The organism is Streptomyces sp. NPDC127595, from assembly GCF_042671685.1.
GTDB lineage: Bacteria > Actinomycetota > Actinomycetes > Streptomycetales > Streptomycetaceae > Streptomyces.
Map to the genome: position 1 here is coordinate 58,916 of NZ_JBHXWK010000018.1, position 20,823 is coordinate 79,738.

16 protein-coding genes are annotated in these 20,823 nt (G+C 69.2%); 13 read left to right on the forward strand and 3 right to left on the reverse strand.

Annotated features, from left to right (window positions below; all coding sequences use genetic code 11):
• The first annotated feature begins 111 nt into the window (after window positions 1–111).
• The 4 genes from ACFVKT_RS37895 to ACFVKT_RS37910 are packed head-to-tail and all read left to right on the forward strand — an operon-like array spanning window position 112 to window position 5,336.
• The gene (locus ACFVKT_RS37895) at window positions 112–2,118 is read left to right on the forward strand and encodes an IucA/IucC family protein (protein WP_385740736.1); all 2,007 of its coding nucleotides are present in this window, start codon (window positions 112–114) and stop codon (window positions 2,116–2,118) included.
• 39 nt (window positions 2,119–2,157) lie between these two features.
• The gene (locus ACFVKT_RS37900) at window positions 2,158–2,988 is read left to right on the forward strand and encodes a GNAT family N-acetyltransferase (protein WP_385740739.1); all 831 of its coding nucleotides are present in this window, start codon (window positions 2,158–2,160) and stop codon (window positions 2,986–2,988) included.
• 57 nt (window positions 2,989–3,045) lie between these two features.
• Window positions 3,046–3,360, forward strand: coding sequence for a hypothetical protein (locus ACFVKT_RS37905; RefSeq protein ID WP_385740742.1), 315 nt, complete (start codon window positions 3,046–3,048; stop codon window positions 3,358–3,360).
• Complete coding sequence (locus ACFVKT_RS37910) at window positions 3,357–5,336, forward strand: ATP-dependent DNA helicase (protein WP_385740745.1); 1,980 nt, start codon at window positions 3,357–3,359, stop codon at window positions 5,334–5,336. The genes ACFVKT_RS37905 and ACFVKT_RS37910 overlap by 4 nt, the downstream gene beginning before the upstream one ends.
• A 614-nt stretch (window positions 5,337–5,950) precedes the next feature.
• Here ACFVKT_RS37910 and lexA read toward each other — a convergent pair.
• A complete protein-coding gene (gene lexA / locus ACFVKT_RS37915) occupies window positions 5,951–6,727 on the reverse strand; it encodes a transcriptional repressor LexA (protein WP_365426069.1) in 777 nt (258 codons plus the stop codon).
• A 519-nt stretch (window positions 6,728–7,246) separates the two neighbouring features.
• Between lexA and nrdR the strand changes: the two genes are divergently transcribed.
• Together nrdR and ACFVKT_RS37925 are read left to right on the forward strand one after the other, a co-directional pair.
• The gene (gene nrdR / locus ACFVKT_RS37920; protein ID WP_385740748.1) at window positions 7,247–7,810 is read left to right on the forward strand and encodes a transcriptional regulator NrdR; all 564 of its coding nucleotides are present in this window, start codon (window positions 7,247–7,249) and stop codon (window positions 7,808–7,810) included.
• Between the two features lie 152 nt (window positions 7,811–7,962).
• Window positions 7,963–10,866: a vitamin B12-dependent ribonucleotide reductase gene (locus ACFVKT_RS37925; RefSeq protein WP_385740751.1), complete on the forward strand. Its 2,904-nt coding sequence runs from the start codon at window positions 7,963–7,965 to the stop codon at window positions 10,864–10,866.
• 123 nt (window positions 10,867–10,989) lie between these two features.
• Here the strand turns inward: ACFVKT_RS37925 and ACFVKT_RS37930 are convergent, their stop codons facing one another.
• Window positions 10,990–11,520: a TerD family protein gene (locus ACFVKT_RS37930; protein WP_385740754.1), complete on the reverse strand. Its 531-nt coding sequence runs from the start codon at window positions 11,518–11,520 to the stop codon at window positions 10,990–10,992.
• A 155-nt stretch (window positions 11,521–11,675) separates the two neighbouring features.
• On the opposite strand from ACFVKT_RS37930, the gene ACFVKT_RS37935 reads away from it, so the two are divergent.
• The 4 genes from ACFVKT_RS37935 to ACFVKT_RS37950 all read left to right on the forward strand — a co-directional run bounded on the left by ACFVKT_RS37935 (window position 11,676) and on the right by ACFVKT_RS37950 (window position 16,172).
• Window positions 11,676–12,281 carry a YdbC family protein gene (locus ACFVKT_RS37935; protein WP_385740757.1) on the forward strand — a complete coding sequence of 202 codons (606 nt, stop codon included), beginning with the start codon at window positions 11,676–11,678 and terminating at the stop codon, window positions 12,279–12,281.
• A 107-nt stretch (window positions 12,282–12,388) separates the two neighbouring features.
• Entirely contained in the window at window positions 12,389–13,048 is a 660-nt protein-coding gene (locus ACFVKT_RS37940) for a histidine phosphatase family protein (protein WP_385740760.1), read from the forward strand.
• Between the two features lie 12 nt (window positions 13,049–13,060).
• Window positions 13,061–13,993, forward strand: a complete 933-nt coding sequence (locus tag ACFVKT_RS37945; RefSeq protein WP_385740763.1) for an ADP-ribosylglycohydrolase family protein — start codon at window positions 13,061–13,063, stop codon at window positions 13,991–13,993.
• A 433-nt stretch (window positions 13,994–14,426) separates the two neighbouring features.
• Window positions 14,427–16,172, forward strand: coding sequence for a DUF4153 domain-containing protein (locus tag ACFVKT_RS37950; protein WP_385740766.1), 1,746 nt, complete (start codon window positions 14,427–14,429; stop codon window positions 16,170–16,172).
• Between the two features lie 97 nt (window positions 16,173–16,269).
• On the opposite strand, the gene ACFVKT_RS37955 is transcribed toward ACFVKT_RS37950, so the two are convergent.
• Window positions 16,270–17,829, reverse strand: a complete 1,560-nt coding sequence (locus tag ACFVKT_RS37955; RefSeq protein ID WP_385740769.1) for an MFS transporter — start codon at window positions 17,827–17,829, stop codon at window positions 16,270–16,272.
• Between the two features lie 172 nt (window positions 17,830–18,001).
• On the opposite strand from ACFVKT_RS37955, the gene ACFVKT_RS37960 reads away from it, so the two are divergent.
• From ACFVKT_RS37960 to ACFVKT_RS37970, 3 genes are all read left to right on the forward strand, one after another.
• Entirely contained in the window at window positions 18,002–18,625 is a 624-nt protein-coding gene (locus ACFVKT_RS37960; protein ID WP_385740772.1) for a TetR/AcrR family transcriptional regulator, read from the forward strand.
• A gap of 311 nt (window positions 18,626–18,936) precedes the next feature.
• On the forward strand, window positions 18,937–19,638 hold the full coding sequence (locus ACFVKT_RS37965; protein ID WP_385740775.1) for a ribonuclease HII: 702 nt from the start codon (window positions 18,937–18,939) through the stop codon (window positions 19,636–19,638).
• Window positions 19,639–19,706: 68 nt separating this feature from the next.
• Window positions 19,707–20,336: a hypothetical protein gene (locus tag ACFVKT_RS37970; RefSeq protein ID WP_385740778.1), complete on the forward strand. Its 630-nt coding sequence runs from the start codon at window positions 19,707–19,709 to the stop codon at window positions 20,334–20,336.
• The last annotated feature ends 487 nt before the right edge of the window (window positions 20,337–20,823 follow it).

Genomic DNA, 20,823 nt, shown 5'->3' on the forward strand with positions numbered 1-20,823 from the left:
CCCCACCCGCCGCCTCACCCGCATCAACCAGAAACGCCAAAGGCCCAACGCACACCCGTACAACCCCAGTTCGTCGCCGCACGAGCTAGGACGACCCCCCAAGGAAGTCTCTTGAACGCCAACCCCGCACCCGACGGTCGTCCCCACACCCACGAGCGAGCGGCCCACGCCGCGCAGAGCCGACTCGTACCCGCGGCCGAATCGGTCCCCCGCCAGAAGGGAGGGGCCAGGGAGTCCGAGCGTCTGCGCGGCGTCACGGCCGACCTGTTGGAGCACCCTGACGCCGATACCGCCGCCCAGGCCGCGGCCGTCGAGAACCTGTTGCGCTGCTGGGTACGGGAGAACAACCTGCCCGCACCCGAGGACGGCACTCTCCGCATCCCGCTCCCTGCCAGCGCCGTGACCCTGCTCGTCCCCGTCCACTACTGGTCACCCACCGGTTGGCACCGTCTCGGCCTCCCGTACTTTGCCGACGCTTCCGACGAGGCACCGCCCGTCGACGCTGTCACGGTTGCGGCGCTGCTTGCGCGGCAAACGGTCAGGAGCGCCAGGACGCCCCGCACCGATCCCACGCCGGCTGCACCCGGCGAAACAGCCGGAGGAGACAGAGCGCCCCGACCCCAGCCGCAGGGTTCGCACAGCTCTGCCGGCGAGGGAGCCGATCTCGTCGGCCGTGTCGCCGATTCCGTTCGACATACCGCCGTGTTCATCAGTGACCGCAGGGAACACCCCGCCGACGAACCCGACCTCTTTCTGACCGCCGAGCAGGCGCTCCTGCTCGGCCACCCGCTGCATCCCACCCCGAAGAGCCGTGAGGGCCTCTCCGAGGCGGAAGCCCGCCTGTACTCACCGGAGTTGCGTGGCTCCTTCCCGCTGCACTGGATGGCTGTGGCTCCCTCGCTGCTGGCGACGGACTCGGCATGGACGGAACGCGGCCGCCCTGTCCCCGCGGAGCAGCTCACCGCACGGCTGGCCGGCGCCGGACTGTCCCTGCCCGGCGGGTACGCCGCCCTGCCCATGCATCCCTGGCAGCTGGGCGAGGCCCGGCACCGTCCCGAGACCGCGGCCCTGCTGGATGCGGGACTGCTCAGGGACCTCGGCCCGCTGGGCTCCGTGTGGCACCCCACCTCCTCGGTCCGCACCCTCTACCGCTCCGGTGCCCCCGCGATGCTGAAGCTGTCGTTGGGCCTGCGCATCACCAACTCCCGTCGCGAGAACCTCCGCAAGGAACTCCACCGTGGCGTGGAGGTCCACCGCCTGTTGCGCAGCGGCCTGTTCAAGCAGTGGCAGGCCGTCCACCCGGGCTTCGACATCGTGCGTGACCCCGCCTGGCTGGCCGTCGACGGCCCGGACGGCACCCCCTTGCCCGGACTCGACGTGATGATCCGCCACAACCCGTTCAGCCCGACGGACGACGCCGGCTGCATCGCGGGACTCGTCGCGCCCCGGCCCTACGCCCGACCCGGCCCCCGGGACCAGGCAGAGGACAGGCCCCTGATGCCATCCCGGCTCGCCGAGATCGTCACCCGTCTCGCCGGCCGCACCGGTCGCCCCCGCGGAGCCGTCGCCGCCGAGTGGTTCCTGCGCTACCTGGAGCAGGTCGTACGGCCCGTGCTCTGGCTGGACGGCGAGGCGGGGATCGCTCTGGAAGCGCACCAGCAGAACACGCTGCTCCTGCTGGACCCGGAGGGGTGGCCCACGGGCGGCCGCTACCGAGACAACCAGGGCTACTACTTCCGCGAATCGCGGCGCGCGGAACTCGACGCCCGGCTGCCCGGTATCGGCGAGCGCAGCGACACGTTCGTCTCCGACGAGGTCACCGACGAACGCTTCGCCTACTACCTCGCGATCAACAACGTGCTCGGCCTCGTCGGCGCGTTCGGCTCCCAGCACCTCGCGGACGAAGAGCTGTTGCTCGCGGCGTTCCGCCGCTTCCTGGCTGACGTGGCCGTCGGCCCGGCTCGGCTGCGTACGTCTCTGCCCGCCCACCTCCTCGACTCCCGCGTCCTGCGCTGCAAGGCCAACCTGCTCACTCGGTTGCACGGCCTCGACGAACTTGTCGGTCCCGTCGACACCCAGTCCGTCTACGTCACCATCACCAACCCCCTTCATTCCTGAGGAACATGACCCACCACGTCTCCTGAGAGGAGCGTCGCCGTGCCCCCTGCCGATGCGAGCACCGACGCCGGTACCGGACCCGTCACCGGACCCGTCACCGAACTCGCCGTCCGAACGCGGCCTGGTTCGAGCGCCGGCGCCAATGCGGACTGCGAGGACACCCTGGACCTTCGCCTGCCAGACGACTTCATCGCGCTCTTCGCGGAGAAAGCCAGGGAGGAGCAAGCCAGGGCACACGGCGACACCAGGGAAGAGCGGAAGAGCACGGCGGAGGAAGCCGACCTCGCCCCGGCCGGTGACGACCTGCTCGACCGCGTCGGCGGCTGGGGGCCGACCGATACTCCCGCGGGCGCCTTCCACCTCGTCCCCGTACACGTCGAGCGCGATCTCCCGCTCGTCACCCGTTGGATGAACGACCCTGCCGTCGCCGCGTTCTGGGAACTGGCGGGTGCCCAGTCCGTGGCCGAGGAGCACCTACGCCGACAGCTCGAAGGCGACGGACGAAGCGTTCCCTGCCTCGGCGTGCTGGACGGCACGCCCATGAGCTACTGGGAGATCTACCGCGCGGACCTGGATCTCTTGGCGCGCCACTACCCCGCCCGACCGCACGACACCGGAATCCACCTCCTCATCGGTGGTGTCGCCAACCGTGGGCGAGGTCTCGGCTCCACCCTGCTCAGGGCTGTCGCCGACCTCGTGCTGGACAAGCGCCCCTCGTGCGCTCGCGTTGTCGCGGAACCGGACCTTCGCAACACCCCCTCCGTCTCCGCCTTCCTGAGCGCCGGCTTCCGGTTCTCCGCCGAGGTCGACCTGCCCGACAAGCGGGCAGCCCTCATGGTCCGAGACCGGGCCCTGCGCGATGTGTTGTAGCGCCGTCACATGTGGTACACCGCTCGTCCCGTTCAGGTTCCCTGTCGAGGAGTCCCCGTGCCGAATTCATCCGCCACCCCGGGCTCCGGGGAGCCATCAGCTCTGTACGACCCCGCTGAACTGGGCAAAGGCCGGTGGGAGCAGGCCGGCCACCGCCTGCTCGCCAAGATGATCGGCGAGTTCTCGTACGGGCCGATCGTCCAGCCGGAGCCGGAGCCGGAGCCGGAGCCGGAGACGGAGCGGGGGCCGGAGCCGGAGTTGCGGCCTGATTCGCGGCCTGAGTCGCGTCCGGTGCTCGTCTTGATCGCGACCGTCGTCCCCGCCTTGATCGCCCGGTTGTCGGTGCCGACCCTTAGGGTGGCAGAGCTATGACACAGCCCTCACTCCCCGAACTCCTGCATGCCGCCGTCACTGCTGTCGGTGGTACGGAGCGCCCTGGCCAGGTGACCATGGCCGAAGCCGTCGCAGGTGCCATCGACGACAGCTCCCACCTGCTGGTTCAGGCGGGCACCGGCACCGGAAAGTCGCTCGGCTACCTGGTGCCCGCGCTCGCGCACGGGGAGCGGGTCGTCGTGGCGACCGCCACCCTGGCGCTCCAGCGGCAGCTCGTGGAGCGGGACCTTCCACGGACCGTGGACGCGCTGCATCCGCTGCTGCGCCGCCGCCCCGAGTTCGCGATGCTCAAGGGCCGGTCGAACTATCTGTGTCTGCACCGCCTGCACGAGGGTGTTCCGCAGGAAGAGGAGGGGGGCCTCTTCGATCAGTTCGAGGCGGCCGCTCCCACCAGCAAACTCGGCCAGGACCTGGTGCGGCTGCGGGACTGGTCGGGCGAGACCGAGACCGGGGACCGTGACGACCTCACGCCCGGCGTCTCCGACCGCGCCTGGGCCCAGGTGTCCGTGTCGTCCCGGGAGTGCCTGGGCGCCAGCAAATGCGCCTACGGAGCGGAGTGTTTCGCCGAGGCGGCCCGCGAGCGCGCCAAACTGGCCGAGGTCATCGTCACCAACCACGCGCTGCTCGCGATCGACGCCATCGAAGGCGCGCCGGTCATCCCGCAGCACGAGGTGCTGATCGTCGACGAGGCCCACGAGCTGGTCTCCAGGGTCACCGGCGTCGCGACCGGCGAGCTCACGCCCGGCCAGGTCAACCGGGCCGTCCGCCGGGCAGCGAAGCTGGTCAATGAGAAGGCCGCCGACCAGCTCCAGACCGCCGCCGAGGGCTTCGAGCGGCTCATGGAGCTGGCCCTGCCCGGGCGCCTGGAGGAGATCCCGGAGGACCTCGGGTACGCCCTGATGGCATTGCGCGACGCCTCCCGCACGGTGATCTCGGCGCTCGGCTCCACGCGCGACAAGTCCGTCCAGGACGAGGACGCGGTACGCAAGCAGGCCCTCGCCTCGCTGGAGTCCGTGCACGATGTGGCGGAGCGGATCACCAACGGTTCCGAGTGGGACGTCGTCTGGTACGAGCGTCACGACCGCTTCGGCGCATCACTGCGCGTGGCCCCCATGAACGTCTCCGGGCTCCTCAGGGAGAAGCTCTTCACGGACCGCTCCGTCGTCCTGACCTCCGCGACGCTGAAGCTCGGCGGCGACTTCAACGGCGTGGGAGCCTCGCTGGGGCTCGCCCCGGAGGGCACGGAGGGCGAGGATCTCCCGCAGTGGAAGGGCGTCGATGTCGGCTCGCCCTTCGACTATCCCCGGCAGGGCATTCTCTACGTTGCCAAGCATCTGTCCCGCCCCGCCCGTGACGGCGATCGCGGCGACATGCTGGACGAGCTCACCGAGCTGATCCAGGCCGCCGGCGGCCGCACGCTCGGGCTGTTCTCCTCGATGCGGGCCGCCCAACTCGCCGCCGAGGAACTGCGCTCGCGTGTCCCCGAGTACCCCATCCTGCTCCAGGGCGAGGAGACGCTCGGCGAGCTGATCAAGAACTTCGCGGCCGACCCGAAGACCTGCCTCTTCGGCACCCTCTCCCTCTGGCAGGGCGTGGACGTCCCGGGTCCGAGCTGCCAGCTCGTCGTCATGGACAAGATCCCCTTCCCGCGTCCCGACGACCCCCTGATGAGCGCCCGCCAAAAGGCCGTCGAGGACAAGGGGGGCAACGGTTTCATGGCCGTCGCCGCCACCCACGCGGCCCTGCTGATGGCGCAGGGCGCCGGCCGTCTCGTACGAGCGTCGGGGGACCGCGGCGTCGTCGCGGTGCTGGACCAGCGCCTGGCCACGGCGCGCTACGGCAGCTATCTGAAGGCGTCACTGCCCGACTTCTGGTTCACGACGGACCGTAATCAGGTACGGAGGTCGCTGGCCGCGATCGACGAGGCGGCGCGGAAGTCGGAGGAGGAGGCGTAACGCCTGCGCGGCGAGCGGGCGGGTGCTACGCGGCGGGGCCGGCCCGCGTCGCTGCTGCGCCGCACCGAAGCCGGCCTCGCCCGGCTTCGGTGCGTTGCTGTGGCGGGCAAGGCGTCGGGCCTGGTCTGCGAACACGGCGGTGCTGTACGTCGCCCTCCCCGCGCGCCTTGCCCCTGCTGACAGCCCTGCGTTCGGGGCGGCGTTCGAACCACACAGGCTTGTCGATGCCCCGGGGTACCGGACGCCAGGCCCCACGGCTCCGGCAGGAAGCGCTCAGCAGGCCCCCAGCCCTCGGCCGGTAGGGACACATCCCCGAGGCGCCCTCGCCCGCGCCATGACCAGCTAAAAGGCCTCCGTCCAGGGCGCGCACAGCCCAAGCGCCCTCGGCCAGGACACCCACCGCCCAAGCCCCCAGGCAAGGACCGTCAGTCCAGGACCCCGGTCAGTACACCCACTCCCAAGGCCCCGACAAAAAGCAGGCGCTCCAGGCCCCGGCAAGGACACCCACCCTCTCAAGGCCCCCGGCCAGAAAACGCACAGGGCCCCGGAACCGGCGCAGTTGGTTCCGGGGCCCGGTCAAGGGCGGGGCGGAAGGTGCCGCCCGGCGCAGGGTGCTAGATCCGCCGCAGCACTGCCACGACCTTGCCGAGGATGGTCGCCTCGTCGCCGGGGATCGGCTGGTACGCGGAGTTGTGCGGCAGGAGCCACACATGTCCGTCCTCGCGCTTGAAGCGCTTCACCGTGGCCTCGCCCTCGAGCATGGCGGCCACGATGTCGCCGTTCTCCGCGACAGGCTGGCGGCGGACCGTGACCCAGTCTCCGTCGCAGATGGCGGCCTCGATCATCGAGTCACCGACGACCTTGAGGACGAACAGCTCGCCGTCTCCGACCAGTTGGCGGGGGAGGGGGAACACGTCCTCCACCGATTCCTCGGCCAGGATCGGCCCACCGGCGGCGATACGGCCCACGAGCGGGACGTACGACGCGGCAGGCTTGCCCGCCGTGTCCGTGGGCTGCGCCGAGGACTGGTCGGAGCCCCGGACCTCGTACGCACGCGGGCGGTGCGGGTCGCGCCGCAGGAAGCCCTTGCGCTCCAGTGCCATCAGCTGATGCGCGACCGAGGAGGTGCTGGACAGGCCGACGGCCTGCCCGATCTCGCGCATCGACGGCGGGTAGCCGCGCCGCTGCACGGAGTCCCTGATGACCTCGATCACCCGGCGTTGCCGGTCGGTGAGGCCCGAGCTGTCCGCCCGGATGCCTGGAGGTCGGCCCGGTAGAGAACGCTTGGGCCCCTCATGATTCGCAGCTTCGTTCATCGCTTGCACCGGCTCGAGTCGGCCCTGGGAGCGGTCCTGGGCAGTGATGGTGGCACTGTCTGCGGTGGTGGTCACGTCGGCCCCTCTCGATGGTCTCCCTGCTGGACAACGGTAGTTGCTTTCGAAAGGTTGCGCCAAACACACGTTCGAGTGAAAAAGTGTGGATTACCTGTCCTGATCATGTGTCTGGGTGTATGGCTAACGCTGCGTCTGGCGGACGAGGGGGCGTATTGCTGTACCCTCCACCGCCGGGGCGACAGTCGGGCCGGTCGAACTGGGCCGTCGCCCAGTCTGCCACCCGGTGTCCCGCCGACCGGGAACCGCCCCCCTTTTTCCTGCGGTGACCACGCTATCTCCGCGTGTCTGGAATCGGTATGGCCGTGCGGCACATGCCAATACGTGTGCGACACGCGCGTCATCGGTGAATTTACGCGCCAAGCCCCACATGTAGTGGTTGGATTGCGACAGCAGCCCAGAAGTTGTGGTCCCCCGGGTCTCCGACCTCTCGGCCATCGCCTATGCTGGGGACTGCTTCGAGGGGCCCAAGGGGTCTCCAGAGCTCTATGAGTCGTGCTGTGAAGGAGGGTTGGAGCCATGCACTGCCCCTTCTGCAGGCACCCTGACAGCCGCGTCGTCGACAGTCGTACGACCGATGACGGCACGTCGATCCGCAGGCGCCGCCAGTGCCCCGACTGCTCCCGTCGTTTCACGACCGTGGAGACGTGCTCACTGATGGTGGTCAAGCGCTCCGGCGTGACCGAACCCTTCAGCCGTACCAAGGTCATCAATGGCGTCCGCAAGGCCTGCCAGGGGCGGCCTGTCACCGAGGACGCACTCGCCCAGCTCGGCCAGCGGGTCGAGGAGGCGGTGCGGGCCACCGGAAGTGCCGAACTGACCACCCATGACGTGGGACTGGCCATACTCGGCCCCTTGCAGGAACTCGACCTCGTCGCCTATCTGCGATTCGCGTCCGTCTACCGGGCGTTCGACTCGCTCGAGGACTTCGAGGCCGCCATCGTGGAACTCAGGGAAGAGACGAGGCAGCGCCCCGCTGCGGACGAGGCGGACGACGAAGACGCCTCCGCGGAGCGCCCGGAAAGCGACCGCGGGTCCGGAGGGACTGTTCAGGTCCCCGTGCCCGCCAGCGCCGCCGACTGACGGAAAGGCCGACTCCGGTCGGCTCGCCGACGGCGACCACAGACCTGTTGCGCGCGGCCGCGTATGCGGCGCGCGCAGCATTTCAGACACACACCGTGCCACGGGAAGAACCAGGCACTTCTGGGCGTTTTAGCCCGATACAGGGAGGCGGCATGACAGAGACGGCGAGCGGTCCGGCACGAGGTTCCCGCACCAAGGGAACCAAGGCTGCCAGCAAGGGACTGCGCATCGAGCGCATCCACACCACTCCCGGCGTGCATCCGTACGACGAGGTGGAATGGGCGCGCCGTGACGTCGTCATGACCAATTGGCGCGACGGCTCGGTCAATTTCGAGCAGCGTGGCGTCGAGTTCCCCGACCAGTGGTCGGTGAACGCGGTCAACATCGTCACCAGCAAGTACTTCCGCGGTGCCGTAGGCACTCCGCAGCGCGAGGTGAGCCTCAAGCAGCTCATCGACCGCATCGTGAAGACGTACCGGAAGGCCGGTGAGGACTACAAGTACTTCACCTCGCCCGCCGACGCCGAGATCTTCGAGCACGAGCTGGCGTACGCCCTCCTGCACCAGATCTTCAGCTTCAACTCGCCGGTGTGGTTCAACGTCGGCACGCCGCAGCCCCAGCAGGTCTCCGCCTGCTTCATCCTGTCCGTCGACGACTCCATGGAGTCGATCCTCGACTGGTACAAGGAAGAGGGCATGATCTTCAAGGGCGGCTCCGGCGCCGGCCTGAACCTCTCCCGTATCCGCTCCTCCAAGGAGCTGCTCTCCTCGGGCGGCAACGCCTCGGGTCCCGTCTCCTTCATGCGCGGTGCCGACGCCTCCGCAGGAACGATCAAGTCGGGCGGCGCCACGCGCCGCGCCGCCAAGATGGTCATCCTCGACGTCGACCACCCCGACATCGAGGGCTTCATCGAGACCAAGGTGAAGGAAGAGGAGAAGATCCGCGCGCTGCGTGACGCGGGCTTCGACATGGACCTGGGCGGCGACGACATCACGTCCGTCCAGTACCAGAACGCCAACAACTCGGTCCGGGTGAACGACACGTTCATGAAGGCGGTCGAGGCGGGCGGCAAGTTCGGCCTGACCTCCCGCATGACCGGCGAGGTCATCGAGGAGGTCGACGCCAAGTCGCTCTTCCGCAAGATGGCCGAGGCGGCCTGGGCCTGCGCCGATCCCGGCATCCAGTACGACGACACCATCAACGCCTGGCACACCTGCCCGGAGTCCGGCCGGATCAACGGCTCGAACCCGTGCAGCGAGTACATGCACCTGGACAACACGTCCTGCAACCTCGCCTCGCTGAACCTGATGAAGTTCCTGAAGGACGACGACAAGGGACACCAGTCCTTCGACGTCGACCGCTTCTCGAAGGTCGTCGAGCTGGTCATCACCGCGATGGACATCTCCATCTGCTTCGCGGACTTCCCGACCCAGAAGATCGGCGAGAACACCCGCGCCTTCCGCCAGCTGGGCATCGGTTACGCCAACCTCGGCGCCCTCCTGATGGCGACCGGCCACGCGTACGACTCCGACGGCGGCCGTTCCCTCGCCGGCGCCATCACCTCGCTGATGACCAGCACCTCGTACAAGCGTTCCGCCGAACTCGCCGCGGTCGTCGGCCCGTACGACGGTTACGCACGCAACGCGCAGCCGCACCAGCGCGTCATGAAGCAGCACTCCGACGCCAACGCCGTGGCGCCTCGCGTGGACGACCTGGACAGTCCGATCTGGGCCGCCGCCACGGAGGCCTGGCAGGACGTGCTGCACCTCGGTGAGAAGAACGGCTTCCGCAACGCGCAGGCCTCGGTCATCGCCCCGACCGGCACCATCGGTCTCGCGATGTCCTGCGACACCACCGGTCTTGAGCCCGACCTCGCGCTGGTCAAGTTCAAGAAGCTGGTCGGCGGCGGCTCGATGCAGATCGTCAACGGCACCGTTCCGCAGGCCCTGCGCCGCCTGGGCTACCAGGAGGAGCAGATCGAGGCGATCGTCGCCCACATCGCCGAGAACGGCAACGTGATCGACGCCCCGAGCCTCAAGCACGAGCACTACGAGGTGTTCGACTGCGCCATGGGCGAGCGCTCCATCTCCGCGATGGGCCACGTCCGCATGATGGCCGCGATCCAGCCGTGGATCTCCGGCGCGCTCTCCAAGACGGTCAACCTGCCGGAGACGGCGACCGTCGAGGACGTCGAAGAGGTCTACTTCGAGGCCTGGAAGATGGGCGTCAAGGCGCTCGCGATCTACCGCGACAACTGCAAGGTCGGCCAGCCCCTCTCCGCCAAGACCAAGGACAAGGAGAAGTCCGAGGTCACGGCGAAGGCCGAGGAGACCATCCGTACCGCGGTCGAGAAGGTCGTCGAGTACCGCCCGGTCCGCAAGCGTCTCCCCAAGGGCCGTCCCGGCATCACCACCTCCTTCACGGTGGGTGGCGCCGAGGGTTACATGACCGCCAACTCCTACCCGGACGACGGTCTCGGCGAGGTCTTCCTGAAAATGTCGAAGCAGGGTTCGACCCTCGCCGGCATGATGGACGCCTTCTCCATCGCCGTCTCGGTCGGTCTGCAGTACGGCGTGCCCCTGGAGACGTACGTCTCCAAGTTCACGAACATGCGCTTCGAGCCGGCCGGTATGACGGACGACCCGGACGTGCGGATGGCGCAGTCGATCGTCGACTACATCTTCCGCCGCCTGGCGCTCGACTTCCTGCCCTTCGAGACGCGCTCCGCGCTCGGCATCCACTCCATCGACGAGCGTCAGCGTCACCTGGAGACCGGGTCGTACGAGCCGTCCGACGACGACGTGGACGTGGAGGGCCTCGCCCAGTCGGCGCCCCGTGCGCAGGAACTGAAGGCGGTCGCCGCCCCCAAGGCGGAGGTCGCGGTCGAGGCGGTCAAGCCCGCCCCGCAGGAGGTCCACACCAGTGCCGAACTGGTGGAGATGCAGCTCGGTATCCAGGCGGACGCCCCCCTGTGCTTCTCCTGCGGCACGAAGATGCAGCGGGCCGGCTCCTGCTACATCTGCGAGGGCTGCGGCTCGACGAGCGGTTGCAGCTGATCTCAGCGTTGAAGGCCTGAAGGTCTGAAACGCTGAAGGTCTGAAACGCTGAAGGTCTGAAGCAATGAAGGGCGGTACGGCCACAAGCCGTGCCGCCCTTCGCGTGCTTCAGATCTTCAGCGCTCAGGATTCCTCGGGGTTGCCCATCACCTTGGCGAAGGTCGCCGGGTCCGTGTCGTAGCCGCGGATGCCGGGGTGGAAGGTCCACTCTCCGGAGTCGTCGCGCACGAACTCCCCGACGGTCGCCGCCGTGGACCCCAGGACGCCGCCGAACTGGTCCTCGGCCAGGACGGTATAGCCCTCGCGCATGCGCAGCGCGGGGTTCGCCACGCCGACGAACGTCTTGTGGCCGCCGCGCTGTTGGATGAGCACGCCGACCACCACGCGGGCGAAGCGCCTGTCGAGGCGGTTCAGTTCCAGCGTCATGACCTCGTCCCAGCCGAAGCCCTTGCCGTCCTTGCTGTCCCGGTTCAGATAGATGGTGCCGTCCGGGGAGCGGCTGTCGAAGTGGACTACGTAGGTGGGTTTTCCGGGGTCGTCCGTCGTGTACGTCGCCGCGACGATATCCAGATCGGTCGAGGGCTCACCTACGGGACTCGGGTCCCACTTCACCGCGAGCTCGACCTTGCGGATGCCTTTGTTGAGACCGTTCACCGGATCTCTCCTCCCCGTTCCCCATCTGCTTCCCGACTCAACTGCTGCGAAATCAGGGCTGGTTGTCCATCGTGCCACGCGCGCCGGGGCGCTCGCGCGGATGTCCTGCGCCGGAGCGTGACCAACGCCACGTTCCGTGGCCTTACGATGGCGCGGTGCTGGTCAAGTGGATTCGCTGCACCGTGGTCGACCGCCGCGGTTTCGAGCGGGGGCAGCGAAAGTGGGCGGGGCTTCTGGGCGAGCCGGGATTCCGGGGACAGGGCGGAGGATGGAGCCGGGAGCGGTCCGGCGTCGCGCACGTTTTCGCCTTCTGGGAGAGCCGTGCCTTCTACGACTCCTTCATGGCCCGCTCCCATGACAGGCTCGCTGCGGCGCAGTCGGGCACCTTCAAGGATTCCCAGGTCAAGTTGTTCGATCACCGTTTCGATGTGAAGACGGGATTCGAGCCGCGCTTTACGGACGCCGACGTGGTGCGGGTGGCCCACCTGCGCATCCACGAGGAACGGGCCGAGCACTTCGCGCTGATGCAGGAGAAGGTCTGGAATCCGGCGATGGCGGGCTCGCCCGGCATGGTGCGGGGCCTGTTCGGCGAGGCGCCAGGCCATGAGTTCCTGATCCTCTCCATGTGGCAGTCGGCCGCCGAGCACGGCAAATACCGCTCCGAACGGGTGGAACGGCTCGCGTTGCGCGCGCAGACCGAGGCCGACGTGTCCGCCCTCGCGGGCGACATCGTGGAGCTGGAGCCCGGCTGGACGGTCTGACGGGGCCACCTGTCGTGCACCCCGATGTGTGCCGGTCTTGTGTGACCTACGCCGTATGGAGCCCGTACGAGTGCTCGATCTGGGGTCACCCCATTTAGGGTCTTGGCATGGTTCGACCACGGCGCATCGTCCTTGTCCGGCACGGCGAGTCAGTGGGCAACGCCGATGACACCGTGTACGAACGCGAGCCCGACCATGCCCTGGGGCTCACCGAGCTGGGCTGGCGGCAGGCGGAAGAGACCGGGAAACGGCTGCGGGAGGTGTTCGGGAGCGAGACGGTAAGCGTTTACGTCTCTCCATACCGACGCACGCATGAGACGTTCCGCGCCTTTCACCTGGACCCGGAGTTCGTACGGGTGCGCGAGGAGCCGCGGCTGCGCGAGCAGGACTGGGGCAACTGGCAGGACCGTGACGACGTACGCCTTCAGAAGGCATACCGGGACGCGTACGGGCACTTCTTCTACCGGTTCGCGCAGGGGGAGTCCGGCGCCGATGTGTACGACCGGGTCGGCGGGTTCCTGGAGAGCCTCTACCGGAGCTTCGAGGCGCCCGACCACCCTCCGAACGTGCTCCTGGTGACACACGGCCTCGCCATGCGGCTGTTCTGCATGCGCTGGTTCCACTGGACGGTCGCGGAATTCGAATCGCTGTCGAACCCGGGGAACGGCGAGACGCGGATGCTCGTCCTCGGCGAGGACGGCAGATACACCATTGACCGGCCCTTCGAACGCTGGCGCGATCCGGAACCGTACGGAATCACCGGATAGAGTGGCAGGGCGATGATCGCTGACTCCTCTCTCCCCGGACGCCTTGACCGTGCCATGGCGAGCCTGCGTGGACTCGCGGTGGGGGACGCGCTGGGCTCGCAGTTCTTCGTGCCCGCGAACTACCCGCTGCTGAAGCGCCGTGAGCTGCCGCCCAGGCCCTGGCAATGGACCGACGACACCGAAATGGCCTGCTCCGTGGTGGCCGTTCTGGCCACCCATGACCGCATCGACCAGGACGAGCTGGCCCGGTCCTTCGCCGAGCACCATGACTTCGACCGGGGCTACGGGCCTGCGGTCAACCGGCTGCTGAGGCTGGTCAGGGAGGGCGGCGACTGGCGTGAACTGTCGGCCGCCCTCTTCAACGGGCAGGGGTCCTGGGGCAACGGCGCCGCGATGCGGATCGCTCCTCTGGGTGCCTGGTACGCCGATGATCCGGAGCAGGCCACGCACCAGGCCGAGATCTCCGCGTACCCCACACACCAGCACCGGGAGGCCGTGGTCGGCGCCATGGCCGTCGCGGCGGCCGCGGCCCTTGCCGCCGGCCCGGCCGGTCCGCCGAGCCCCGAAGCCCTGCTCGACGGCGTCATCGCGCTCGTCCCGCGCAGCGCCGTCGGCGCCGGGCTGCGGCGCGCCCGGGACATGCTCGACTACGCAGACTCCGCCACCGTCGCCGCCGTCCTCGGCTGTGGTCGGCGTACTACGGCCCACGACACGGTTCCCTTCGCCCTCTGGTCGGCGGCCAGGACCCTGGGTGACTACGAAGGAGCCTTCTGGGCGACTGCCCAGGTGGGCGGCGACATGGACACGACCTGCGCCATCGTGGGCGGCGTCGTCGCCTCCGCGAAGGCGGGAGCGCCGCCCGGGGCGTGGCTGGAGCGGACGGAAGGCCTTCCGGACTGGATGCCGGGGGCGGCGTACGGACGCGGGACGACGCGCGGGGCGTAGCGGCGGTCCGTGGGGCTCCTGACGGGTGTGGCCCTGAGATCGGGGCGGCTGCCTGGGCCTGTGCGGCTGCGTGGGCCTGTGCGGCCTGCCGCGTGAGCCTCTGAAGACGATCCGCTGCGGAGAGCCCCGGGGACCCTGGTGGTCCCGTCAAGGGTGCACTGGGGACCCTGGTGGTCACGTCAGGGGTGCACTGGGCGTCAGGGGCGCGTTGGCCCCCTTTGGCGGCCGCAGCCCCAGCCGTCGCCTCTGTCACAGGCTTGCTACAGCGCCGCTGGCACGACCTGGAGCGGATGGCCCGTGGTTACCCTTTCCGCCACGCCGCCTGTTGATCATGCCGGGCGCGTGCCGACAAGACACCGGTCACCAGTCTCACCAGCCCCCCGCCGAGGCGGCGTGTCGTGGGCTGTGTCAGGGCCGGCAGGGAGGGGGTTTCGTGTCCGACATACCGTCCACGTCCGAACCGAGGGAGCAGGAGACCGCGCGGCCGGGAGATGGCGAGCCCGATGTGCCGGAAAGCGTCGGGGCGGCCGTAAATCGCGAGCCTGAAGACGCCGTCCCGGAATCTGCGTCCAAGGCCGCTCCCAAGGCCGCCTCCAAGGACGCTCCTGAACCCGTCGTCAGGTCCGTCGCAAAGTCCACCGTCGAGGATGATGCGGCCGAGGACGACGAGGACACCGACTGGGGCCATCCGCTGCCCGTCCCCTGGCTGCCCGAACTCCAGGTGGAGGCACCTGCCCCGGTGCGTACGGCCACCCTGTGGGCCGTGCTGGCCACCGGACTGGCCAGCATGCTGCTCCTGGGCGACGGACTGGCGCTCAACCTCGTGTTGGTCGCGATCCCGGCGTCGCTCGCCGCGTACTTCGCCGCCGAGGCCGCGGGGCGACGCCCGCGCGCGTGGGCGCTCGTCTGGGGGCTCGGCGGAATCGCGCTGCTGTTCGTACCCGCTCTGCGCGACGCCGGCTGGCCCTCGTTCCTGGCCATCGTCGCCGCGGTCGCGCTGGGCTCGTTGGCGCTGCACGGCGGCCGCACCTGGCCCGCAGTCCTGCTGGGCCCCATCGGCGTGCTCAACTCCCTGGTCACCGGCCCTGCCTGGGGCTGGCGCGGGCTGCGCGAACGGTCCGGTGGTACCCGCGGCAACGTGGGCGCGGTACTGCGCGCGCTCGCCGTGACCGCGGTTCTGCTGCTGGTCTTCGGGGCGCTGTTCGCGGGCGCCGACGCGGCCTTCGCGGATCTGCTCGGTGATCTGGTGCCGGACACCTCCGTCTCCGGCGGACCCTGGCGCCTCCTGCTTTTGCTGCTCGGCCTGGTCGGCGCGCTCGCGGTGGCCCACACGGCTGCCGCGCCGATCCAGTGGGACCGGGTCGAGGTGCCCGCGGGCCGGCCCCGCGGCCGGGTCGAGTGGGCGCTGCCGCTGGTCGTGCTCACAGCCCTGTTCGCGGCCTTCAACGCGGTCCAACTCGCCGTGCTCTTCGGCGGATACGACGCCGTACTGGAGAAGACCGGCCAGACGTACGCCGAATACGCGCGCCAGGGCTTCTGGCAGCTGCTCCTCGTCACGCTCCTGACCCTGCTCGTCATCGTCTTCGCCCTGCGCTGGGCGCCGCGCGACGGCGGAGGCGACCGGAAACTGGTGCGCGGTGTGCTGGGAACTCTGTGCGCGCTGGCGCTCGTTGTCGTGGCATCGGCGGTGCGGCGTATGGACATGTATGTGGACGCCTATGGACTGACACGGCTGAGGGTCTCCGTGGTCGCCGTGGAGCTCTGGCTGGGCCTGGTCATCGTTCTCATCATGGCGGCCGGGGTATGGGGTGCTCGCTGGTTGCCGCGTGTGGTCGCGGCGAGTGCGGCCGCGGTCGTCCTCGCGTTCGGGCTGCTGTCGCCCGACGGCCTGATCGCCGAGCGCAACGTCCAGCGGTACGAGGACACCGGCAAGTTCGACCTCGCTTACGCGCAGGGGCTGTCCGCCGACGCCGTACCCGCCCTGGACGCGCTGGAGGAGCCACTGCGGTCATGCGCGCTGCGGTTCATCGCCGCCGACCTGGAGGATGGCGACGCACCCTGGTACGCGACCAGTTGGGGCGAGGCGCGTGCCCGGGACATCCTCCGTGACCGGCCGGTGTCGAAGGACGCGGACGGGAGTATCTGCTACGGACTGGGTGACGACCTCACGTACCGGTGAGCCAGGTACGGGTAGGGCCGGCTGCGGCTGCTGATGGCCGGACCGGGGTGTCCTCGCCTTCGATCCCCTGGCCCCGGTCCGGCCTTCGCAGCCCGCGTCAGCCTCCGGCGGGTCCCGCTGTGGATGCCGTACCGGCGAGGGCGTCCAGGTCGCTCTTGCGGACCCGGATCACCAACGCGGCGGTGGCCAGCGCCAGTAGGGCCATCGCGACGGCCGGGATGAAGGCGGTCGAGATGCCGTTGGCGAGCACCTCGTGTCCCCATGGGGCGGGCAGCTGCTGTGTCTTGGCGAACTCGGCCTTCTGCTCGGCGGAGGCATTCGCCATGAAGTCCGGGATCTGCTTCTCCGCCTCGTTCCGGCTGGCCGTGCCGAAGACCGTGGTCAGGATGGAGAGTCCGAGCGAGCCGCCCACCTGCTGCGTGGTGTTGAGCAGGCCCGAGGCCGCGCCGGCCTCGTGGGCGGCGACACCGGAGACCGCGGTGAGGGTCAACGTCACGAAGTTCAGCCCCATGCCGAAGGCGAACAGCAGCATCGGGCCGAGCACTCCACCGACGTACGAACTGTCGGGGTTGATGAAGGTCTGCCAGCCGAGTCCGAGTGCGACGAGAGCCGAACCGACGATCATGAACGGCTTGGGCCCCAGGACCGGCAGGAACCGCTGGGACAGGCCCGCCCCGATCGCGATCGCGAACGTCACCGGAAGGAAGGCGAGGCCTGCCTCGATCGGCGTGTAGGACAGCACGTTCTGCACGAACAGGACGATGAAGAAGAACATGCCGAACATGGCGGCCGCCAGGCTGAGCATGATCACGTACGTGCCCGACCGGTTGCGGTCGGCGAACATCTTCAGCGGAGTGATCGGCTCCTTGGCCCGCATCTCGATGAACACGAAGGCCGACAGCAGGACCACCGCGGCGCCGAAGGACCCGATGGTGAGGCTGTCGCGCCAGCCTTCCTCGGCGGCGCGGATGAACCCGTACACCAGGGCGGCCATTCCGAGCGTGGAGGTGAGCGCGCCGGAGATGTCGAAGCGCCCGGGATGACGTTCGGACTCGCTGATGTACAGCGGTGTGAGTACGGCGATCAGGACGCCGATGGGCACGTTGACGAAGAGCACCCAGCGCCAGTCGAGCCACTCGGTGAGCATGCCGCCGGCGAGGAGTCCGATGGCGCCGCCGCCGGCCGAGACCGCGGCGAAGACACCGAAGGCCCGGTTCCGCTCGGGGCCCTCGGGGAACGTCGTGGTGATGAGGGCCAGCGAGGTGGGCGACGCGATTGCGCCACCGACCCCTTGGAGAGCGCGCGCGGCCAGCAACTGCCAGGGTTCCTGGGCGAATCCGCCCAGCAGCGAGGCGAGTGTGAAGAGCAGGATGCCGGTCAGGAAGACCCGGCGCCGACCGAGGATGTCCCCCGCACGCCCGCCGAGAAGCAGCAGGCCACCGAAGGTGAGGGTGTACGCGCTGACCACCCAGGTGAGGTCGGTCGTACTGAAGTTGAGCGCGTCTTGAATGTGCGGGAGGGCGATGTTCACAATCGTCGCGTCGAGTACCACCATGAGTTGGCAGGCCGCGATGACGGTGAGTGCGATGCCGGGATGTCCCTCCCGGCGGGCCGCTCCTGGTTTTGGGCCGTCCTGTATCAACTGAGAGGTTGTCACTATGGGTCCCCCACAAGTGCGTTAGTGAACGCTCGCGTTCACTGTTGCGTCAACGGTAGTGAGTCCCCGACAGTGAACGCAAGCGTTCACTGAAGTCTCTGCCGAGTGGCGTCACGCGACTGCTCTCCCTCCCCGTACGTCCCCCTCCTTCATGCTCAACGGAGACACTCAGATGACCATTTCGCGTTGGACGGCCGCACCCGCTCAGACGGCCTCCCCGCGTCGACGCGGTGCGGTGCTCGAACGGGCGATCCTCGAAGCCGCCCTGGAGCAGCTCAGTACGGTCGGCTGGAACGGCCTCACGATGGAGGGCGTCGCGGCGCGCGCTCAGACCGGCAAGGCCGCCGTCTACCGGCGCTGGCCCTCCAAGGAGGACCTTGTCGCGGACGCGCTCCAGGCCGGGCTGCCGAGCCTGACGGAGGCGCCCGACCTCGGGGGCGTACGGGAGGATCTGCTGGAACTGTGCCGGCGTGTGCGTAACGCGATGTTCTCGCAGCCCGGGTTCGCGCTTCGGTCGGTGCTTTACGAGTGCGATGTCGCTCAGGCCGAGCGCTTCCATGCCGTGATCCTCGGCGGGGTCGTCGAACCGACCCTGCAGATCCTACGAGAGGTCATCCACCGGGGAATCGAGCGCGGCGAGGTGCGGCCCGACGCTGCGAATCCGTACGTCTTCGATGCCATCCCGGCGATGATGATGTACCGCTCCAAGGTGTGCGCGAGCGAATGGAGCGACCGGGATCTGGAGGAGATGATCGACCAGTTGGTCGTCCCGCTGCTGCGGCGGACGGTTGTCTGACGGGCGTCGGGCGAGGGGGCTCGTGGGCCTTGCGCGAGGTGTCCGACCGGTCTTGCGCGAGGTGTCCGACCGGCTTTGTTTCAGGTGTCCGTCCGGGTTTGCGGAAGGCGTCCGACCGGCGTTGTTTCAGGTGTCCGTCCGGCCTCGCGCCGGGTCTTCGTCCGGTCTTGCGCCAGGTGTCCGTCCGGCCTCGCGTCAGGTCTTCGTCCCGTCTTGCGGAAGGTGTCCGTCCGGCCTCGCCGGGGAGGCCGTGGCCGCTCGGGGGACTGGGGTGTCGCGAGGCGGTTCGGGCGGCGTAGTCTGAGTGCGCCATGCCGTACGAACCTCCCACCCACACCGTCGAGCGCTCCCTCCGCGCCACGACCGGAGCGAAGATCATTGCCGGTGTCGACGAGGTGGGGCGCGGTGCTTGGGCCGGCCCGGTCACCGTCTGCGCCGCCGTCACGGGTCTGCGCCGTCCTCCCGAGGGACTCACCGACTCCAAACTCCTGACCGTCAAGCGCCGTACGGCGCTCGCCGGCGAGTTGGAGAAGTGGGTGACGTCGTACGGCCTCGGTCATGCCTCTCCGGAGGAGATCGACCAGCTGGGGATGACGGCCGCCCAGCGGCTCGCCGCCGTACGCGCACTGGAAGCGCTTCCGGTACGGCCGGACGCGGTCATCCTCGACGGGAAGCACGACTACCTCGGCTCGCCCTGGCGGGTTCGTACGGTGATCAAGGGCGACCAGTCCTGCGTGTCCGTCGCGGCGGCCTCGGTGATCGCCAAGGTTCAGCGCGACAAAATGATGGCCGAACTGGGTATCGACCATGCAGACTTCGGTTTTGCGGCCAACGCCGGGTATCCGTCTCCGGTGCACAAGGCCGCGCTGGAGGATCGGGGCCCCACCCCGTACCACCGGCTGTCGTGGGCGTATCTTGATGCGCTGCCCCAGTGGCGGCACCTCAAGAAGGTTCGCAGCTGGGCGGACGGAAGCGTTCCGGAGATCGAGGGCCAGCTCGGCTTCGATTTCTGACGATTCCGCTCGCACTAATGTGCCACCCGCCGACGCGAGTCGCACCGGCGTTTGATAGATATCAGCTCATGCCTCTCATTCCCGAGGAGCCTCAGATTCACGAGAGTGCCCAGGGTCCCCGCGCTACTCCGGCCAGTGGCCGCACAGCGCCGACCCCCCGTCCTGTACCCGGCCCCCGTCCCGCGGCTCCGCCGCGTCCCGGCCGTCCGGGTCCTGTCCGGCCGATGCCGGCCCAACGCACCCCGCGCGAGCCGGTAGTGGCCGCTCCGGGGCCGTCCGCCCCGGCGGCTGCTCCCGCTGCCGCCGCCACCCCGCAGATCCAGCTCATCCCGGCCTCGGCCGAGGGCGCGCTGGACGCCGCCGAAGAAGCCGTCGACCTGCTGTTGGAGTCGGGCCGTGCCCCCGGGGAGGTGCTGGTGATCACCACCGGCGAACCGCACCCGTGGGCCGCGCACGAACTCTCCTTCGGCGAGACCGCATACTGGGCGCAGCACGACGCGGGCGACGACGTCTTCTACGCCGACGCCTCAGCCGTGGGCCGGGCCGCGTCCCGTCCCGTGGTCGTGGTCGCCGTCAACGGCGGTTCCGACACTGTCGCCACCACCGCGCTGCCCCTGGCCCTCGGCCGGGCCGGTGCCCTGCTGATCGTCTGCGGTGACCCGCAGACGATCAACTCGGCGCTGGGCGCGGGGGTCTGAGCACGCTCCGGACGCCGTCCGGGGCTCGCTCGGGGGACACCCGCTCGGGGGGACGCTGAGGGTGCCGCTGCGGCGGCACCTGTCCGGTGGTCATCCTGACGTGCGCCGATGATCGCTGTGCGCCTCTGCGGGGCCTGTTTTTGAGATGTGTTTCGGGACGTCGTCCCATCTCGGCCGGTTCTGCCGGGTCTTCCTTGTGCATGCCTTGCCGTACGCCGCTGCCGGCGCGCTGGGGAGGTCTCTCGCCCCGGGTTGGACGGAAGTGGGTAGGCGGCGGGCAGGGGAGTTCGTTAGCCCTTGTTTGGTCGGCCGTCGGCCGTCGGCTGCCGGCGCGCTGGGGAGGTCATTCACCCGGGTTTGACGGACGTCGGTAGGCGGCGGGCAGGGGAGTTCGTTTGCCCTTGTTTGGACGGCCGTCGGCTGCCGGCGCGCTGGGGAGGTCTTTCGCCCCGGGTTGGACCGACGTCGGTAGGCGGCGGGAGGGGGA